This window comes from Thermodesulfovibrio hydrogeniphilus, from assembly GCF_054657355.1.
Genome location: NZ_BAAHYW010000001.1, coordinates 165,647 through 184,334, shown reverse-complemented (window position 1 = coordinate 184,334; position 18,688 = coordinate 165,647). Strand labels below are relative to the sequence as shown.

General features: G+C 36.7%; 19 protein-coding genes, 1 other RNA gene and 1 pseudogene. 18 read left to right on the top strand and 3 right to left on the bottom strand.

Annotated features, from left to right (window positions below):
• Positions 1 to 28 precede the first annotated feature (28 nt).
• The 5 genes from ACYQ3P_RS00990 to tadA are packed head-to-tail and all read left to right on the top strand — an operon-like array spanning position 29 to position 2,180.
• Entirely contained in the window at positions 29 to 436 is a 408-nt protein-coding gene (locus ACYQ3P_RS00990) for a DUF948 domain-containing protein (RefSeq protein WP_460176092.1), read from the top strand.
• Between the two features lie 2 nt (positions 437 to 438).
• Positions 439 to 756, top strand: coding sequence for a YtxH domain-containing protein (locus ACYQ3P_RS00985; protein WP_460176091.1), 318 nt, complete (start codon positions 439 to 441; stop codon positions 754 to 756).
• On the top strand, positions 756 to 1,112 hold the full coding sequence (locus ACYQ3P_RS00980) for a hydrogenase maturation nickel metallochaperone HypA/HybF (protein WP_460176090.1): 357 nt from the start codon (positions 756 to 758) through the stop codon (positions 1,110 to 1,112). The genes ACYQ3P_RS00985 and ACYQ3P_RS00980 overlap by 1 nt, the downstream gene beginning before the upstream one ends.
• Positions 1,102 to 1,746 (top strand): hydrogenase nickel incorporation protein HypB, encoded by a 645-nt coding sequence (hypB, locus tag ACYQ3P_RS00975; RefSeq protein WP_460176089.1) that lies wholly within the window; start codon positions 1,102 to 1,104, stop codon positions 1,744 to 1,746. Before ACYQ3P_RS00980 ends, hypB begins: the two co-directional genes overlap by 11 nt.
• Positions 1,743 to 2,180, top strand: coding sequence for a tRNA adenosine(34) deaminase TadA (gene tadA, locus ACYQ3P_RS00970; protein ID WP_460176088.1), 438 nt, complete (start codon positions 1,743 to 1,745; stop codon positions 2,178 to 2,180). The genes hypB and tadA overlap by 4 nt, the downstream gene beginning before the upstream one ends.
• Here tadA and ACYQ3P_RS00965 read toward each other — a convergent pair.
• Complete coding sequence (locus tag ACYQ3P_RS00965) at positions 2,174 to 3,412, bottom strand: serine hydroxymethyltransferase (RefSeq protein ID WP_460176087.1); 1,239 nt, start codon at positions 3,410 to 3,412, stop codon at positions 2,174 to 2,176. The genes tadA and ACYQ3P_RS00965 overlap by 7 nt on opposite strands.
• Positions 3,409 to 3,864 (bottom strand): ribose 5-phosphate isomerase B, encoded by a 456-nt coding sequence (gene rpiB / locus ACYQ3P_RS00960; protein ID WP_460176086.1) that lies wholly within the window; start codon positions 3,862 to 3,864, stop codon positions 3,409 to 3,411. Before rpiB ends, ACYQ3P_RS00965 begins: the two co-directional genes overlap by 4 nt.
• A 762-nt stretch (positions 3,865 to 4,626) precedes the next feature.
• Between rpiB and ACYQ3P_RS00955 the strand changes: the two genes are divergently transcribed.
• The 11 genes and pseudogenes from ACYQ3P_RS00955 to rnr all read left to right on the top strand — a co-directional run bounded on the left by ACYQ3P_RS00955 (position 4,627) and on the right by rnr (position 16,045).
• Positions 4,627 to 5,097 (top strand): DUF3617 domain-containing protein, encoded by a 471-nt coding sequence (locus ACYQ3P_RS00955; protein ID WP_460176085.1) that lies wholly within the window; start codon positions 4,627 to 4,629, stop codon positions 5,095 to 5,097.
• Between the two features lie 526 nt (positions 5,098 to 5,623).
• A complete protein-coding gene (locus ACYQ3P_RS00950; protein ID WP_460178026.1) occupies positions 5,624 to 6,817 on the top strand; it encodes an argininosuccinate synthase in 1,194 nt (397 codons plus the stop codon).
• Complete coding sequence (gene dprA, locus ACYQ3P_RS00945) at positions 6,790 to 7,887, top strand: DNA-processing protein DprA (protein ID WP_460176084.1); 1,098 nt, start codon at positions 6,790 to 6,792, stop codon at positions 7,885 to 7,887. Before ACYQ3P_RS00950 ends, dprA begins: the two co-directional genes overlap by 28 nt.
• On the top strand, positions 7,887 to 8,162 hold the full coding sequence (locus ACYQ3P_RS00940) for a hypothetical protein (RefSeq protein ID WP_460176083.1): 276 nt from the start codon (positions 7,887 to 7,889) through the stop codon (positions 8,160 to 8,162). The genes dprA and ACYQ3P_RS00940 overlap by 1 nt, the downstream gene beginning before the upstream one ends.
• Positions 8,153 to 10,414 (top strand): annotated as a pseudogene (topA, locus tag ACYQ3P_RS00935) (type I DNA topoisomerase); the annotation flags it as partial. The gene ACYQ3P_RS00940 and the pseudogene topA, both read left to right, overlap by 10 nt.
• Positions 10,415 to 10,436: 22 nt before the next feature.
• Positions 10,437 to 10,535: signal recognition particle sRNA small type (ffs, locus tag ACYQ3P_RS00930), an RNA gene on the top strand.
• Positions 10,536 to 10,551: 16 nt separating this feature from the next.
• On the top strand, positions 10,552 to 12,237 hold the full coding sequence (gene dnaX / locus ACYQ3P_RS00925; RefSeq protein ID WP_460176082.1) for a DNA polymerase III subunit gamma/tau: 1,686 nt from the start codon (positions 10,552 to 10,554) through the stop codon (positions 12,235 to 12,237).
• Entirely contained in the window at positions 12,234 to 12,578 is a 345-nt protein-coding gene (locus ACYQ3P_RS00920) for a YbaB/EbfC family nucleoid-associated protein (RefSeq protein ID WP_460176081.1), read from the top strand. Before dnaX ends, ACYQ3P_RS00920 begins: the two co-directional genes overlap by 4 nt.
• On the top strand, positions 12,575 to 13,168 hold the full coding sequence (gene recR / locus ACYQ3P_RS00915; protein ID WP_460176080.1) for a recombination mediator RecR: 594 nt from the start codon (positions 12,575 to 12,577) through the stop codon (positions 13,166 to 13,168). Before ACYQ3P_RS00920 ends, recR begins: the two co-directional genes overlap by 4 nt.
• Complete coding sequence (locus ACYQ3P_RS00910; protein WP_460176079.1) at positions 13,161 to 13,964, top strand: helix-turn-helix domain-containing protein; 804 nt, start codon at positions 13,161 to 13,163, stop codon at positions 13,962 to 13,964. The genes recR and ACYQ3P_RS00910 overlap by 8 nt, the downstream gene beginning before the upstream one ends.
• Positions 13,961 to 16,045 (top strand): ribonuclease R, encoded by a 2,085-nt coding sequence (rnr, locus tag ACYQ3P_RS00905; RefSeq protein WP_460176078.1) that lies wholly within the window; start codon positions 13,961 to 13,963, stop codon positions 16,043 to 16,045. Before ACYQ3P_RS00910 ends, rnr begins: the two co-directional genes overlap by 4 nt.
• Here rnr and ACYQ3P_RS00900 read toward each other — a convergent pair.
• Positions 16,026 to 16,778: a methyltransferase domain-containing protein gene (locus ACYQ3P_RS00900; protein WP_460176077.1), complete on the bottom strand. Its 753-nt coding sequence runs from the start codon at positions 16,776 to 16,778 to the stop codon at positions 16,026 to 16,028. The genes rnr and ACYQ3P_RS00900 overlap by 20 nt on opposite strands.
• A 684-nt stretch (positions 16,779 to 17,462) precedes the next feature.
• Between ACYQ3P_RS00900 and ACYQ3P_RS00895 the strand changes: the two genes are divergently transcribed.
• Positions 17,463 to 18,041: a superoxide dismutase gene (locus ACYQ3P_RS00895; RefSeq protein ID WP_460176076.1), complete on the top strand. Its 579-nt coding sequence runs from the start codon at positions 17,463 to 17,465 to the stop codon at positions 18,039 to 18,041.
• A 10-nt stretch (positions 18,042 to 18,051) separates the two neighbouring features.
• Complete coding sequence (locus ACYQ3P_RS00890) at positions 18,052 to 18,675, top strand: TusE/DsrC/DsvC family sulfur relay protein (protein WP_460176075.1); 624 nt, start codon at positions 18,052 to 18,054, stop codon at positions 18,673 to 18,675.
• Positions 18,676 to 18,688: the final 13 nt, after the last annotated feature.

Here is an 18,688-nt window from a genome sequence, read left to right as displayed (position 1 = left end):
AATGTTATCCTTCTAAAAGGAGGTTTTTATGAGCGAAACTTGGATTATTATCCTAAGCATTGGATATTTTCTTGCCACACTAAGCCTTATTGCAGCACTTATCTTTCTAATAGTCGTTGCAGTTGAATTAAGAAGAGGAATTAATGCTTTTAAGGAGTTTCTTAACACTACACAGGAAAAATTAGGTCCAACAATTTATGAAACAGAAAAAGTAATCAAAGGTGTACAAAGTTCTGTTGAGGACATCAATGAGGTAACTGTAAAAGTTCGCGAGCTTTCATCAATGATTGAGAAGTTAAGCATAATAGTAGCTGAACTAATACGCTCAGTGGAAACAGTAAAAAACTCAATTTCAATTAAAAGTAATGCGCTAAAAACAGCTGCTTCTGTTGCTGTATCAGTTTTTTTGGAAAATCTAAAGAAAGGAGGTAAATAAACATGGAAGAAGACAGAGGCTTTAGTGCAAAATCTGTATTTGTATCATTTCTATTAGGTGGAATTGTTGGAGCTGGACTGGCACTGCTTTTAGCTCCACAGGCTGGAAAAGAAACAAGAGCTAAGATAAGAGAAACCGCTGAAGAGGTGAAGGAAAAGGCAGAAACCTACATCAAAGAAGCCAAAGAAAAGATTTCATCTACGCTTGATAAAGCAAAAGAGACTCTTGATGAGAAAAAAACAGCCTTAACAAAGGCATTAGAAGCTGGCAAGGAGGCATACGAAAAAGAGGTCTCTAAGGAAAAGGAGCAAGAGGGCTAATGCATGAGGCATCCATTGCCATTCAATTGCTTAACATAGCAGTAGCAGAGTGTCAAAAAAATGGATATAACAAAATAGACTCAATTAAAGTTATAGTGGGCAGGGCAACAGGTGTTATGACTGATGCCCTGCTCTTTGCTTTTAATGTACTGAAAGATGGCACACCTGCCTCAGAGGCAACCCTCATAATTGAAGAAGTTCCTGTAAGAGGAATTTGTAAAGACTGCAAAAATGAGTTTCAAAGCAATGAAAATTATCTTATTTTTGAATGTCCAAATTGTGGAAATCTATCCATAGATTTAATTTCAGGCAAAGAACTTAATATCATAGAAATGGAGGTAAGTAATGAAAATTAAAGTAACCACAAGAATTCTTGATGCAAACGACAGAATTGCGGAAGAAAACAAAAAAATGTTCAAAGAGGCAGGGGTTTACGTTATAAACCTTATGAGCTCGCCGGGGGCAGGTAAAACTTCGCTGCTTGAGAGAACAATCAATGCAATCAAAGATAAAGTTAAAGTAGGCGTAATTGAAGGAGACATTACAGGAACAAACGATGCTGAAAGAATTGACAGGCTTGGAGTTCCTGTGGTTCAGATAAATACCGAAGGTGCATGTCATCTTGATGCAAACATGATAGCTGACGCAGCAAAGGATTTGCCTTTAAAGGATTTGGACCTTTTGTTTATTGAGAATGTCGGCAATCTTGTATGCCCAGCTGAATTCAAAGTAGGAGAGGACATCAAAGTAATGATTTTAAGCCTTACAGAAGGCGATGATAAACCTCTCAAATATCCGCTTATGTTTCAAGAATCCTCAGTTTTGCTTATAAACAAAATTGACCTCAAAGATTTACTTGATGTGGATATTGAAAAAATCAAAAAAGACGCCAAATTTCTCAATCCCAACATAAAAATATTTGAAGTATCATGCAAAACTGGTCAGGGCATTGAAGAGTGGACGAATTGGCTTCTGACATCTATTTCATGAGAGAGGCTTTAGAGGAAGCACAAAAGGCTTATAAAAAAGGTGAAATTCCAGTTGGTGCTGTAGTGGTAGTTGATGGAAAAATAGTTGCAAAAGCTCATAATCAAAAAGAGACTATTCCAGACCCAACAGCCCATGCTGAAATTTTAGCTATAAGGCAGGCTTCAGAGAAGTTAGGTAGATGGAGACTTACTGATGCTGTGCTATACATAACAAAAGAGCCATGTATAATGTGTTCAGGTGCTATCATTCATGCAAGAATAAAAAGAGTAGTTTATGGATGTGATGACCAGAAAGCAGGAGGAGCTGTCAGTCTTTATAATATTCTTCAGGATAAAAGATTAAACCATCAGGTTGAATTGGTTCGCGGCATTCTTGAAGATGAATGCCGCGAAATCTTAAAAAGATTTTTTCAGCAGTTAAGAGAAAATCAATAAATTGGAAATCTTTTACAAAGGGCTTGGACTTTTTTCTTCATTTCCTTTATAACTGATTCATTACCAACATTTTTGATAACCTTTTCTATGATTTCAGCTATTTCTTCCATCTCTTCCTCTCCCATGCCTCTTGTTGTAACGCATGGAGTTCCTATTCTTATTCCTGATGTGACTGTAGGTGGTTTAGTATCAAAGGGGATTGTATTTTTATTTACTGTAATTCCTGCTTTATCCAGTGCTTCTTCTGCTTCTTTGCCTGTTATGTTCATATTAGTAAGGTCAACGAGCATTAGATGATTGTCTGTTCCATCGGATACGAGTTTAAATCCTCTTTTTTTCAGTGCTTCAGCGAGTGTTTTTGCATTTTTTACAACTTTCTTTTGATACTCTTTGAATTCATCAGATAAAGCTTCCTTGAATGCAACTGCCTTTGATGCAATGACATGAACAAGAGGTCCACCCTGAATACCGGGAAAAACTGCCTTATCTATAGCTTTTGCATAATCAGCCTTACACATAATTACTCCACCTCTTGGTCCGCGAAGAGTTTTATGAGTTGTAGTAGTAACAAAATCTGCATATGGTATAGGATTTGGATGAAGACCTGTTGCAACAAGTCCTGCAATGTGAGCAATATCAGCCATCAGATAAGCTCCTACTTCCTTTGCTATTTCTGCAAAAGCTTTAAAATCAATTGTTCTTGGATAGGCACTTGCTCCAGTAATAATAATTTTTGGTTTGTGCTCGTTTGCAAGCCTTCTTACTTCTTCCATATCAATATAGCCTGTCTCTTTATTAACTCCGTAGAATACAGTTTTATAAAGTTTTCCAGTAAAATTTACAGGAGAACCATGCGATAAGTGCCCTCCATGAGGTAAACTCATTCCCAGTATAGTATCTCCGGGCTGCAAAAAAGCAAAATAAACTGCCATATTAGCTTGACTTCCTGAATGCGGCTGAACATTAACATGCTCTGCACCAAAGAGCTGTTTAGCTCTTTCCTGTGCGAGTCTCTCAACCTCATCAGCATATTCGCAACCACCGTAGTATCTTCTGCCCGGATATCCTTCTGCATATTTATTCGTAAACAAAGAACCCTGAGCTTCCATAACTGCCCTGCTTGCATAATTCTCAGAGGCAATCATAAGAATTTTGTTAGTTTCCCTTTGTTTCTCTTTTTTGATTAAAGAATAAATTTCAAAGTCAACCTCTTTTAAAGATTTTTGTCTCATTTATCCATTCCCATCCTTTCTATAAAATTTATCTTTTCAACTCGCTTTGAATGCCTTCCTGCTTCAAAGGGCGTTGTCATCCATATTTTCACTATTTCTTTTGCTAACCCTATTCCTATAACCCTTGCACCCATGCATAAAATATTTGCATCATTGTGAAGTCTTGACATTTTAGCTGTAAAAAGGTCATTACAAAGAGCAGCTCTAACATTTTTAACCTTGTTTGCTACTATAGACATTCCAATTCCTGTACCGCAAATTAATATTCCTCTGTCATATATACCCTCTGAAACACCCTGAGCAACAGAATGAGCATAATCAGGATAATCAACTGAGCATGAGGAACTCTCTGTTCCCATGTCAAAGACTACATATCCCATATCAGTCAACAAATTCTTGACAAATTCCTTTAACTCAACTCCAGCATGGTCAGATGCAATTGCAATTTTCATAAGTGTTATTATAAACAATTACGCAGACTTGCGTAAATATAATATTTTCAAAATCCTTGCGATAAAGGGATTAACTTAGATAAGTGTATGTGCAAGTGTAAGTGCAGGTGCATGTTTCGTGGAGACCGAAAAATATATAAAAATTGTCACTGCAAGCCCCCCCTGTTGCGAGCAAAAGCGTGGTAATTCTTCAACGAGCTAAGAGAGATCACTTCGGCGCCTAACAGTGCCTCATGATGACGAAAAAAGTGTCATTGCAAGGGTGCCTTTCCTTCTTGTGGTTGTGTCATAGCCCCTTTTTTGTCAGATTTTTCTCCTCAAGGCTTTTTAAAACACATTGAAAATTCTACAAAATTTTTGCAAAATGCAGACTGATTTAAGAGAATTGGAAGATAGCGACACAACCACTTCTTCGTCATTGCGATGGTGTCACCTTTTTCGTCATTGCGAGGGACGAAGTCCCGAAGCAATCTCAAAAAAGATTACTTCATTATACTTGCAATGACATATTAAAAAAGTGGTTCATAAAAAATCGTTCAATTTAGAGATTAAATTAATATTCAAAAACATTATTCAGATGATTTTTTCAGTTTTACAATCTCTTAGACTGTATTATTTAACTTACTGTAGGATTTTTGATTATTAAAATTTGCAATAGAGCTAAACTTATATCTTTTTGATGAAAAACAAGAAATTTTTCCAGTTCAATTGGTATAATTAGGTGTGCTATTTTGGCACTATAAAAAATTAAGGAGGCTAAGGATGAAGAGGCTTGCATTTTTGTTTTTAGTATTGGCAATTTTTTTATTTCAAGGATGTAGTAAAAGCAGTGATCAAAAAGATGTCTCTACAACTACCAAGAGCAGCGGAGTAAAAACTGAATCTGATCCGAATATTAATGAGGGAAAATGGGAAATAACTGTTACAACTGCCATGTCAGGCATGCCAATGAAAATTCCACCTCAGACATATACTACCTGTATGAATAAGAAAGACTATATTCCAAAGCAAGACTCAAGTTATGATCAAGAAAAATGTAAAATAATTAATCAAGAAATAAGTGGTGATACTGTATCATGGACTTTAGAGTGTAAAGGGCAGGAGGGTACAATCATCACTAAAGGCAGATTAACTTATAAAGGTGATTCTTTTGAAGGCGAGGTTTCTACAAAGATTCCAAATCAGGGCGAAATGCTCCAGAAGATGAGCGGAAAACGCATAGGTCCATGCTAATTGGTTCCCCTGATGTTTTGATTGATTTGTATTTGGATTATACCTAATCCGAATCACGCAAGCTTGGGATGATCGATTTTTCAATCATTGCGACTCCAAGCAGAGCGAGGAGACAGCAATCTCTTTTTTTCACAGATGGGGAAGAGGGATTGCCGCGCCTTACTTTAGATCAGGCTCGCAATGATCCTTCTTTCTGTCATTGTATGTTAGATATATGGACATTGCGAGAGATTTTATTCCTGAGGTTATACTTTATTTTTATGAGATTGCTTCGCCTGCCTGTCGGCAGGCTCGCAATGACAGGATGGAGGCATCAAGGAAGAGAGATTGCCACGCCTCACCGAAGGTGAGACTCGCAATGACAGGAAAAAATAAATAACAGGCTCGCAATGACCACCCTCGTCGTCATTGCGAGGGACGAAGTCCAGAAGCAATCTCGTTTTTCTCAGGGATATTTTGCAACTATCATAAAAGCAGGTAAAAATTGTTAAAATATAGTTTAAAAATTTATGCATATGGAGGAGAGATGAAAAAGGTTGTTTTAGCATATTCAGGAGGGCTTGATACTTCTGTGGCAATTAAATGGTTAAAGGAAAAATATAATGCTGAAGTAATAGCCTTTTGCGCAGATATTGGACAGGAGGAAGATTTTGAAGAGATAAGAAAAAAAGCAATTGCTACAGGTGCGTCCAATGTCTATATTGAAGACCTAAAAGAGGAGTTTGTAAAGGATTTTGTTTTTCCAATGCTCAGGGCTAATGCGGTTTATGAATCTGGATATTTGATGGGAACATCAATTGCAAGACCCCTAATAGCAAAAAAACAGATTGAAATAGCCATAAAAGAGGGCGCTCAGGCAGTGGCTCATGGTGCAACAGGCAAGGGTAATGACCAAGTAAGATTTGAACTTACATACTATGCCCTTAAATCTGATATTCAAGTAATTGCTCCTTGGAGGGAGTGGGAATTTGACTCAAGGAGTTCTCTTATTGAATATGCTGAAAAGCATAAAATTCCAGTGCAGGCAACAAAGGAAAAGCCATACAGTATTGATAGAAATCTTTTCCACATAAGCTACGAAGGCGGTATACTTGAGGACCCATGGAGTGAGCCACCAGCTGATATGTACACAATGGTTGTGCCTCCTGAAAAAGCACCAGATAAGCCAGTTTACATAGAGATAGATTATGAGAAAGGCGATCCAGTGGCTATTAATGGAGAGAGAATGAGCCCTGCGGAATTACTTAAGAGACTTAACGAGATTGCGGGGCAGAATGGAATTGGAAAGATAGACATCGTTGAAAACAGATATGTTGGAATAAAATCAAGAGGTGTTTATGAGACACCCGGCGGAACAGTGCTTCACATTGCTCACAGAGCAGTTGAGTCAATTACCCTTGACAGGGAGATATTGCATTTAAGGGATAGCCTAATTCCAAAATATTCAGAGCTAATATATTATGGCTACTGGTTTTCACCGGAAAGACAAGCTCTTCAGACATTGATTGATGATATTCAGAAAAATGTTACAGGCACAGTAAGACTCAAGCTTTATAAAGGAAACTGCATTGTTGTTGGAAGAAAATCTCCTTATTCCCTTTACAGCCAAGAACTTGCAACATTTGAAAAGGACCAGATATATAATCAAAAGGATGCAGAAGGATTTATAAAAATAAATGCATTAAGGCTTAGATGGTTGAAGAAAAGAGATTTGCCTTAGCCCTTAAAGAAATAGATGAAATTGGACCTATAAGCGTTAAGCGACTTCTTGCAAAATTTGGCTCATTCTCAAGCATTTTTAATGCAGAGTTGGAAGAGATTGCAGAAGTTGAAGGAATAGGAATAAACAAGGCAAAGAAGATAAAGTCCTTTGAAAATTGGCGTAAAATTGACAAACTGATTCAAGAATGCGAGAAGCGAGAGATTGAGATTTTTACAAGCATTGATGAGAATTATCCAAAATTTTTAAAAGAGATTCATGATCCACCGATTGTTTTGTTTTGCAAAGGAGAGCTCAGGGAAGAGGACAATTATGGAATTGCGATTGTTGGTTCAAGGAAGCTTACTGAATATGGAAGAAGAGTTACTGAAAAATTTTCATCAGAACTTTCAGCCATTGGCATCACAATTGTAAGTGGATTGGCAAGGGGGATAGATTCTGTGGCGCATCAGTCATGTCTCAACTCAGATGGAAGGACTATTGCGGTTCTTGGAAGTGGTGTCTCCAATATTTATCCGAGCGAAAATAAAATGCTTGCAAACAGAATAGTAAAAAATGGTGCAATTCTTAGTGAATACTATCCAGATGAGTCTCCCAAAAAGGAAAACTTTCCCAGAAGAAACAGAATTATAAGTGGAATGAGTATAGGAACACTCGTTACTGAAGCATCAATTAATTCTGGTGCCTTGATTACAGCATCTTTAGCCATTGAGCAGGGCAAAGAGGTTTTTGCTGTACCCGGAAATATCACATCAAAAAACTCTGAGGGAACAAATCTTTTGATAAAAAAAGGCGCAAAAATTGTAACTTCATTGGAGGACATACTTGAAGAAATTATTGCTTTTATTCCATCATTAAAGGAGTCTCTTGAAAGTGGAAGCAATTTAAATAAAAATTCCCTTGAGGGTGAAGAAAAATTGATTTTTGAAATACTTGATGAGCCTTCCAGTTTGGATGAGCTTGTTGTAAAAACAGGTATAAATGTTTCAAAATTACTTGAAATGCTTTTGAAGCTTGAAATAGAAGGTCATATAATTAAAATAGAAGGTAGGTATGTTAGGAGGAAATAATGAAGCTTCTTGATTTTTTACGAGTCCTTGCAAGACAGCTTATTGACAATGATTACAACGAAGATGCTATAAAGGATTTTTCAGTGTTTGATTTAGACCTGCATCAAATAAAGGAAGAGCTTAATTTTATAGAGGGCAGTGAACTGCTTGAACAGGAAGAGATTGACATGATTCGCGCTTTTTTGGTTTATCTTCTTATGAGGGAGACTGATATGCACGAAGATGACATTTACAGTTTTATTTTTAGTAAAGGAAGACAGATAGTATGGAACTAAAAAGCAAAGGCAGTAAGAAACTTATAATTGTTGAATCTCCTGCAAAGGCTAAAACAATTAACAAGATACTTGGAAATGACTTTGAAGTTAAAGCCTCTGTTGGGCATATAAAGGACCTTCCAGAGGATAAACTCGGAGTTGATATTCAGAATGGCTTTCAGCCTGAGTACATCATCATTCCCGGTAAGGAAAAAGTCGTTAAGGAGTTGAGACAAGCTTCTAAGAATGCTGAGAAAATATTCATTGCCACAGACCCTGACAGAGAAGGAGAGGCAATTGCCTATCACATAGCTGAGGAGATTAAAGCTCCTGAAGACAAAATTTACAGGGCAATTTTTCACGAGATAACTCCCAATGCAGTAAGGACAGCTATTGAAAATCCTACAAAAATTGATATAAACAAGGTATATTCACAACAAGCAAGAAGAATTCTTGACAGACTTGTTGGATATAATTTGAGTCCATTTCTGTGGAGAAAGGTAAAAAAAGGATTATCTGCTGGCAGGGTGCAGTCAGTTGCTTTGCGGATGGTTGTTGAAAGGGAAAAGGAGATTCTTACATTTCAGCCACAGGATTATTGGACAATTCACGGTAAATTTCAGGCTAATCCTGAAAGTATTTTTTCAGCAAATCTTTATAAATACAAAGGCAAGCTTATTGTTGACAGGAGTAAGGACGAGCCTAAATTTTTAATTACAGATGAGCAGAAAGCTGCAGAGATTACAGATGAGCTGAAAAAACTGAATTATGCTTTGACAAAAGTTGAAAAAAAACGGAGAAAGAAAAATCCACCAGAGCCATTCAGAACAGCTACACTTCAAGCTCAGGCATCATCTCAGTTAGGCTTTTCTCCAAAACAGACCATGATGATAGCTCAACAGCTCTATGAAGGCATTGATATAGAAGGCTCTACAGTAGGATTAATTACCTACATGAGAACAGACTCTACAAGAGTTGCAGATGATGCAAAGAAATGGGCGAGAACAATTATAGAGAAAAGCTTTGGCAAAGAATTTGTAGGCCATTATAAAAACAAGGAAGGCAAAAAACAGGCATCAGTCCAGGACGCCCATGAATGTATAAGACCCACATATCCTGATTTTTCTCCAGAGAAAGTTAAAAAATACCTCAGTAAAGAACAGTTTTCCCTTTATAAGCTGATATGGGATAGATTTTTGGCAAGTCAGATGTCACCAGCAGAGATTGAACAGACGACTTATATAATAGAAGACCCAGAATCAGTTGCCCAATTCAGAGTAAGCGGTTCTGTTGTTGTATTTCCCGGATTTCTTATTTTATACAAAGAAGATGAAGCAGAGGAAGAAACAATACTTCCTGCATTGGAAGAAAAAAGCTCTGTTGAGCTGGTTGATATTGAAGCTCAAAAACATACAACAGAGCCTCCTTCAAGATATACAGAGGCAACCCTTGTTAAGGCATTGGAAGACAAGGGAATTGGAAGACCTTCTACATATGCTGCCATATTAGGCACTATTCAGGAAAGGGGCTATGTAAAGAAGATTAAACAGAGACTTTATCCTACCTATCTCGGATTTGTAGTGAGCGATCTCCTTGAGGAGAAATTCCCTGAGCTTATGGATTACAGTTTTACAGCAAGAATGGAAGAGGATTTGGATAAAATATCTCTCCGAGAGGCAGAATGGCAGAATGTTGTTGAAGAATTTTACAAAGAATTTGAAAAGACCTTAAGCCAAGCAAAAACAATATCCAAAATAACAAAGCCAAAGGAAATAAAAACTCCTGTGAAATGTGACAAGTGTGGAAAAGAGATGGTAATAAGATGGAACAAGGGTGTGCCTTTCTTAGCTTGCTCAGGTTATCCTGAATGCAAAAATACCCGTTCATTAAATGGCAAAGAATCCTCAAAGGAATCTTCAGAGCCTGTATCTACTGGAAAAAAATGTCCACTTTGTGGAGGAGAGCTTGTTATAAGAAAAGGCAGAAAGGGTGAATTTATAGCTTGCACAAAATATCCTGATTGTAAATATACTCAACCAATTACTGCTGATGTAAAATGTCCTGAATGCGGAGGAGATGTCATAAAAAGAACAGGCAAATATGGAAGAGTATTCTGGGCATGTTCCAATTATCCAAAATGTAAATTTACCTTTCCCGGTGAACCTTATCCCTACGAATGCCCAAAATGTGGAGCTCACTACATGTTGAAAAAGATAGATAAAAACGGCGAAGAATTTTTAATTTGCCATAATAAGAGCTGTAAGGTTAAAATAGAATTAAACGAAAACTCAGTTGGGACCGACCCTGCGCAACAGAAGGATGTGAACCCCGCCAGGTCCGGAAGGAAGCAACGGTAAGCATCTCATTCTGTGTGCCGCAGCAAGTCGGTCCTTTTAATAAAAAGGGATTGATGGCATATCTTGGACTTGCAAGAAAATATAGACCTCAAAAATTTTCTGACCTCACAGGGCAGGAAATAGTTGTTAAAATTCTTCAAAATTCACTACAAGCAGGAAAAATTGCCCATGCCTATGTTTTTTCTGGACCAAAGGGTGTTGGAAAGACCTCAACAGCAAGAATTCTTGCAAAGGCTCTAAACTGCGCTGATGCAAATATAAAAAATAGACCATGTGATGAATGCTCCTTTTGCATTGCAGTAAAACAAGGACATGCGATGAATGTAATAGAAATAGATGCGGCATCCCACACTTCAGTTGAAAACATCAGAGACCTCAGAGAAAATGTGCGTTATGCCTCTGCAGAAGGGCTTTATAAGGTATATATTATTGATGAAGCTCATATGCTTAGTCAGGCAGCATTCAATGCTTTTCTTAAAACCCTTGAAGAGCCACCTCCCCATGTAGTATTCGTATTAGCAACAACTGAGCCAAGAAAAATTCCAATAACGGTTCTAAGCAGATGCCAGCATCTTCAATTTAGAAGAATTCCAATAAATCTTATAAAGGAAAGACTAAAATATGTCTGCCAAAACGAAGGTATTCAGATCACAGAGGAAGCTCTTCATGCCGTAGCAGCAAGTGCAGAAGGAAGTATGAGAGATGCATTGACGCTTTTGGATCAAATAACAGCTTATTCAGAATCCATCTCTTTGGAGGATGTCAATCTTCTAATAGGTGGAACAGACATAAAAGTACTTCATGAAATCTCAGAAAGTCTTATAGAGGGTGATAGGGAGAAAATTGTTCTCAAAATAGAAGAGCTAAATGACATAGGAACAGACTTTAAAATTCTTATGAGAGATTTGATTAACTTTTTCCGAAATCTTTTAATCATTAAGATTACTCCCAAATTAAAGCTTTATTTAAGCGAGGCTGAGGTAGAATTCATTCAGAAACTTAAGTCAAAAACCTCTGAAGAGCATATACTTCTGTTGCTAAAAGAGCTTATCAATTCTGAATTTGCAGTAAAGACTTCTCTTTTCCCAAGAATTATTTTTGAAATAACGCTTCTTAAGTTAAGCATGCTTTCAAGATTTAAAAATATTGATTTGGCAATTCAAGAGATTTCAAGTGCTTCAGGAGATAATCCCATTCAAGCTTTAACATCTGAAAATGATAATAAACCAATTGAACCTGAATTTTCCCAAAAAATTAATTATCAAAACGAAAAAATACAAGAACCCTCAGCTACCAGCAATCAATCATCTACTGCTACTTCTGAATCGCAAACAATTGTCACTCAACTTGATAAAACCTCAATTTCAGAGAAATGGGGACAGATACTTGAACAGCTTGAGGATAAGAATCACATTTTAACTGCAAAAATAAAGCAGGCAGAAATCAATTTTGAAGACAATGAAATTCAATTAATATATTCTGGCGGTTCTACTGTTTTTGCAGATTTTGTAAGGGACAGGGTTACAGAAATATATGATGTCATGAAAAATATAGGATTGAATGCAAAGATTACCGTTATTGAAAGAAAAAATAATGGCACAGAAGCAGGGAATTTAAATTTGAACAATGGAAGTAATTACAGAGAAAGAATAATAGACAATGAATTAGTGAAAAAAGCCTTACAACTTTTTGATGGAAGGATTTTTAACATAACACCAAAAAACGGAGGTAAAAGATGAACAAGAAAATGCTTGGAGAAATAATGAGACAGGCTCAGAAAATTCAGGAAGAGATTCAGAGAAAGCAGGAAGAGGTAAAAAAGATGACAGTTGAAGCATCATCAGGCGGTGGAATGGTTACTGTAACAGCTAATGGCGCAGGTGAAATTGTATCAATAAAAATTGACAAGGAAGTTGTAAATCCAGATGATATAGAAATGCTGGAAGACCTAATAATTGCTGCAGTTAACGAAGCTATAAAGAGAGCCCATGAGCTTTCACAGGCTGAAATGGCAAAGGTTTCAATGCCTTTTAATCTTCCGGGAATGCCTGACTTAAACAGTTTGTTTGGCAAACTATGAGCAGCCCTTTAGAAAAGCTTATTGACAATCTTTGCAAACTTCCGGGAATTGGCAGAAAAACTGCCCAGAGGCTTGCTTTTTTTATAATGAGTATGGAAAAGGATGAGGCTTTACAAATCGCTCAAGCCATAGTGGACCTCAAACAGAAAGCTAAATACTGTTCTGTATGTTTCAACATCACGGAAAATGAAAAATGTGAAATTTGTAGCAGTCCTGACAGGGATGGTAGTGTCATATGCATAGTAGAAGAGCCGAGCAATATTGTTCTTTTTGAAAAAACAGGATACAAAGGTCTTTATCATGTTCTCGGAGGTACAATTTCACCTGTTGATGGAATAACTCCTGACAAGTTAAAAATAGAGGAACTTAAAAACAGAGTTAAAACAGGCATGATTAGGGAAGTTATAATTGCTACAAGTCCTAATGCAAAGGGAGAATTCACTGCTCAATGGATTGCAGATATGCTGAAAGATTTTGACATTAAAATTACAAGAATAGCCTATGGTCTTCCAATAGGTATTGACATTGAATTTGCAGATGAGGTAACATTGTCAAAAGCTTTAGAAGGTAGGAAGCCATTTAATGCATGAGGAACTGAAAAACAGAAGGATTCAACAGGAAAAGACTCTTGAGGAAATTGCAAATTATATAAAAGTAAAAAAAAGTTATCTTCAAGCTATTGAAGAAGGCAGATTTGAAGAACTTCCAGAGCCTGTTTATACGAAATCTTATATCAAAACCTATTCAATATATTTAAAAGTAGACCCGTCTTTAATTCTAAAAGAATATGAACAATACCTTGAATCTAAACTGTCCTCAAAGAAGCCTGAAAAAGATGAAGTTGCTAAAATACAAGAAATTGAACCGCCAAAGAAGAAACAATTTAAATTACCTGTTACCAAAAATCTTCCGATTACCAAAAATCTTCCGAGTTGGGCTGTCAAATTTGGGATTATACTTTTAGTGATTGTAGTAGTAGCTCTCTTGCTAAATATTGGCAAAAGGGATGAGCAAATTCCGCCACCTCCTCCTATAGTAATTAAAGAAGAGCCTAATCAATCTTCAAATTTAGCAGAAAAAACTGAGACGGCTTTAGAACCCAAAAAGGAAGAACAAAAACCTGCTGAAGAACCCCAAGCCCAAGAGCAGACTCTTAAAATTGAGGCTACTGATCTTGTATGGATGAGGATAACAATTGACAATAAGGAGAGAAAAGAAATAATGCTTAATCCCGGCGACAAAATAAACTTAAAAGCCAATAAAACTTTCAAACTTCATATTGGAAACGCTGGCGGAGTTAAGGTTATTTTCAATGATAAAGATCTTGGTCCACTTGGAGAAAAAGGACAGGTAGTATATCTTGATTTGCCTAAGAAAACCGAATGACACAAGAAGAAATTATAGAAATATTAAAAAAATCTGGCAGACCTGTAAGTTTTAAGGAAATTTCCGAAATCTTTTCCCTTAAAGCCTCAGAAAGAAAAAAACTAAAAAAGCTCCTTCAAGAACTTATGTCTGAAGGTAAAATTATCAGAAACAGAAAAGGTTTATATTTGCCTGTTAGGGAAGCCAGACTTATTACAGGATATTTTGAAGCCCATCGTGAAGGTTTTGGTTTTCTAATTCCTGACTCGCCATCTGAGAATGATGTGTTCATACCGCCCCATGCAACAATGGGAGCAATGCACGGTGACAGAGTTGTTGTTAGGCTTGAGCAGAAGAGAAGAAGAGAGGGTAGGGTAATACGCATTCTTGAAAGAGCTGTCAAAAGAGTTGTGGGAACAGTGGAAAAGGCAGGACCGATTTTCACTCTTCAACCAAGAAAAAGAAATATAACTCAACAGATAGTCATTACTCCTTCGGATATCAAAATTAAACCCGGTGACCTTGTTTTAGCTGAGGTAACTTATACCTCAGGCAACAAACCTCCTGTAGCAAAGGTAATCAAGATTTTTGAGAAACCAAAGAATCCAAAGGAAGATATAGAGATTTTGATTTATGAATATGACCTGCCAAAAAAGTTTCCTTCTGAGGTTTCATCCTTTGCAAAAAATCTTGTCCAAAAAGGCATATCAAAAAGGGAAATCAAAAAAAGGATAGACCTACGGGAGCTTCCAACAGTCACCATAGATGGAGAGAGTGCAAAGGACTTTGATGATGCGGTATCCATAAAGAAAACAAGAAAAGGCTTTATACTGTGGGTTCATATCGCAGATGTAAGTCATTATGTAAAATGGGATACTCCTATTGACAAAGAAGCAAGGAACAGAGCTACAAGCGTTTATCTTCCAGACAGAGTTATTCCCATGCTTCCACCTGAGTTGAGCGAAAATCTTTGTAGCCTTCTTCCAAAAACTCCAAGACTTACCTTTACTGTGGAGATGCATTTTAACAATGCAGGAGAGAGAACAGAAGCCTTGTTTTATCCAAGCATAATACAGACTGCTGAGCGAATGACCTATACATCGGTGAAGAAAATACTGGTTGATAGAGACAAGGAGGAAATCAAAAAATACAAAAAACTTGTTCCCCATTTTGAAAAAATGGCGGAATTATGCGAAATACTCAAAAACAAAAGGCAAAAAAGAGGAAGTCTTGATTTTGACCTTCCTGAGCCAGAGGTCCTGCTTGACTTACAGGGACATCCTCAGGCAATTATAAAGGCTGAGAGAAATCTTGCTCACTTTATTATTGAAGAATTCATGATTGCAGCAAATGAAGCAGTTGCAGAATTTCTCTTTGAAAATAAAGTGCCAAGTATCTATCGCGTTCATGAAGAACCTGAGCCAAACAAAATTCAGTATCTTACGCGAATTATAAGAAATCTTGGTATTCTGAAGGGTGACCTTAAACCAAAGGAATTTCACGAATTTATAAAATTAATCAAAGGCACGCCTTATGAGGAAATCGTTAATTATCTCATTCTCAGGAGTCTTAAGCAAGCTCGGTATAGTCCTGAAAATGTTGGGCATTTTGGTTTGGCATCTGAATGCTATACTCATTTTACCTCACCAATAAGAAGATATCCTGACCTTGTTGTTCACAGAATTCTTAGGGATTTTTTGGAAAAGAAAAAGATTTCAAGGGAAAAAAGAAAAAATTTGGAAGAAAAATTGATGGAGATATCAATTCACAGTTCCAAGATGGAGCGAAGGGCAGATGATGTAGAAAGAGATTCCATACAAATAATGAGAGTATGGTTTATGAAAGACAAAGTTGGCGAGGAATTTGAAGGGAAAGTCACAATGGTCACATCTGAAGGATTGAGAGTTAGACTTGAGGAATACTTTATTGAAGGCTTTTTGCATTTATCCCACATGACTGATGATTTCTATCAGTTTGATGAATACAGATACTGTCTTACAGGATTAAAGAGAAAGAGAAAATTTACAATTGGCACACCTGTCAATGTCAGAATAGCTAAAGTTAACATTGAGGACAGGGAAATTATTTTCGACCTTGTATGAACAAAACCTCATAGGTTGCCAAAATGCCCTCAGAATTTCCAAACATACTTCTATAAACATCGCAAAATTTCTTAAAAGTTGCCTTGCCTGAAAATCTTTTATGCAAAGTATAGTTTGTTCCTGTGAATTTATGAAATTTAAGCAAATCCTCAGGGGATGAAAATTCTTCCCTGAAAGTTTTTAAATCGTATTTGAAAGAAAATGGCGAGTTGCGAAGTAATTTTATATAAAACTCATATTCCTTTAGGGGATAAACTGAACCAAAACCTGTTAAATCAGAAACTTTTTTAAGCTCCTGAAGCGTATTACTTGTAAATATTGAAAAATAGAATTTTCCATTATTGTGCAAAATATCTAAGATTTTAATGAAATTTTTCTCAGGCTCTTTCATCCAGTGAAGAGCTGAAGAACTGATAAGCAAATCAGCAATAGGGCTTCGGAGAGGAATTGCCTCTGCCTTTGCATTGATAAAAAAATGCTTTTTGTTTACTCTATCTCTAAGTTTCTTCAAAAACTCGTGCGATATGTCAATATGAATAAATCTGTCATAGGAAAGATTCTCAGAAAGGGGTTTACTTAAAAATCCAATGCCACTGCCAATTTCAACAACTGTTTTATAGTGAAGATTAAAATCAATCTCTTTTATGAGTTCCTCAGCGATTTTTCTTTGAAGTTTAGCGTACTTTTCATAAGTATTAGCTGCGCGATTGAAATAATGCTTAATATCTCTCACTTTTTATTTTATCATATAAAGATTGTTTAGACTTAAATTGTGCGATTCTTAATCGCTATTATTGATATTTGCGTCGTTATGTTTTCGTATTGCGATAGTCTCAGCGAGGCATTCTCGGTTTTTTTCAGCCGATGGAGAAGAGATACTCTGGCAGCCTCGTTATGACAGAGAAGGAAGGCATTGCAAGCAGTCCGAATATGGCTGTGAAGCAATCTCGCTTTTTGTATCAACCCCTAAATAGAGATAGACCCTTGTCACTGCGAGCACACCTGTTGCGAACGAAAGCGTGGCAATCTGGGGCGAAGCAGTCTCTAATTGGTGACTGGTGAATGGTGATTCGTGGATGGTGGATGGTGAACACCTCTCCGTAATTGCGAGGATACCCCTCTCCGTCATTGCGACTCCGAGCGAAGCGAGGAGGAAGCAATCTTGCCTTTTCCCCTTCAAAGAGATTGCTTCGCATCCTTCGGATGCTCGCAATGACGGAAAAAAATAATCGGGAATGCTCGTAATGACGGAAAAAAAATAATCGGGGATGCTCGCAATGACAGCAAAAAATACTTAATTTTCAAATGGTTATACCAATTATTGGATTTATATCGCTATTTTTCGGATCAAAAAAGATATTGACAAAATTATTTTTATTTTATATCATTTAAAAAAAGGCTTTAACAGGAGGGCAGTATGGCATATCAAGCAAAAGATTATTCAAAGTTAATAGGAATGCAAGGATTTAGTGAAGCTCTTTTGAAAAATCATTTTACTCTGTATCAGGGATATGTTACAAATACAAATAAGTTGATTGAGGCTCTTGATGCAATGCTTAAGGATGGAAAGGCAGGAACACCCGAATTTGCCGAGCTTAAAAGAAGGCTTGGTTGGGAATGGAATGGTATGAGGCTTCATGAATACTATTTTGAGAATCTTGGCGGAGACGGAGTATTTCCAAAGGATGGGAAACTTGCAAAACTTATTGATGAAAACTTTGGAAGCTTTGAAAATTGGATGAAAGATTTTAAATCTACTGGCACAATGAGAGGAATTGGTTGGGTAATTCTTTATCAAGACACTTTAACAGGAAAGCTTTTTAACTTCTGGATTAATGAGCACGATGTAGGACATCCCGCTGGATGCAATCCACTTCTCATCATGGATGTTTTTGAACACGCATTTATGCTTGACTATGGACTTAAAAGAGCAGACTACATTGAAGCTTTCTTTAAAAACATTAATTGGCAAGAAGTGGAAAAAAGACTAAAATAGGAGGAGTATTATGGCTTACACAATTGATGAGTTGAGGAACAAAATTACTGAGATGTATCCTGAAATTAAGGAACATGGATTCAATTTGACAGTTTACTACAGCGAAGAAAATCAAGCATATGTAGTAAGAATTCAAAAGGGCACATCTGAGTTAATAACTTATCTTGATAAGCAGGATGCTGATGACTGCATGAACAATATAAAATGCGTGCATCTTGGACTTCAGGTCGCACAGTTTATAAAAAATATAGCTGAAAAAGAAAGATTTGAAAGGGAAAAACCAGAAACTGTTTCTGTTGTCAAATACCAAGAAGTAAAGGCAGAACTTGACAGCGATGGATATCTCAAAAACTTTGATGCATGGAATGAAGATGTCGCTCAGATTCTCGCAGAAAGAGAAGGAATTGGACCTTTGACAAAGGAACAATTGGATATTTTGAAATTCATAAGAGAATACTATAAAACTTATAATTATTTCCCAATTCTAAATGCAGTATGTAAATACGTAAATCAGCCTAAAAATTGCATATCTGAAAAACTGATTGATCCTCTTGTTGCATGGAAACTTGCTGGACTTCCAAAACCAGATGAAAATGTTGTAAACATTGTAAAATATGGAGTTACTCCAACCTAATTACAAACTAACG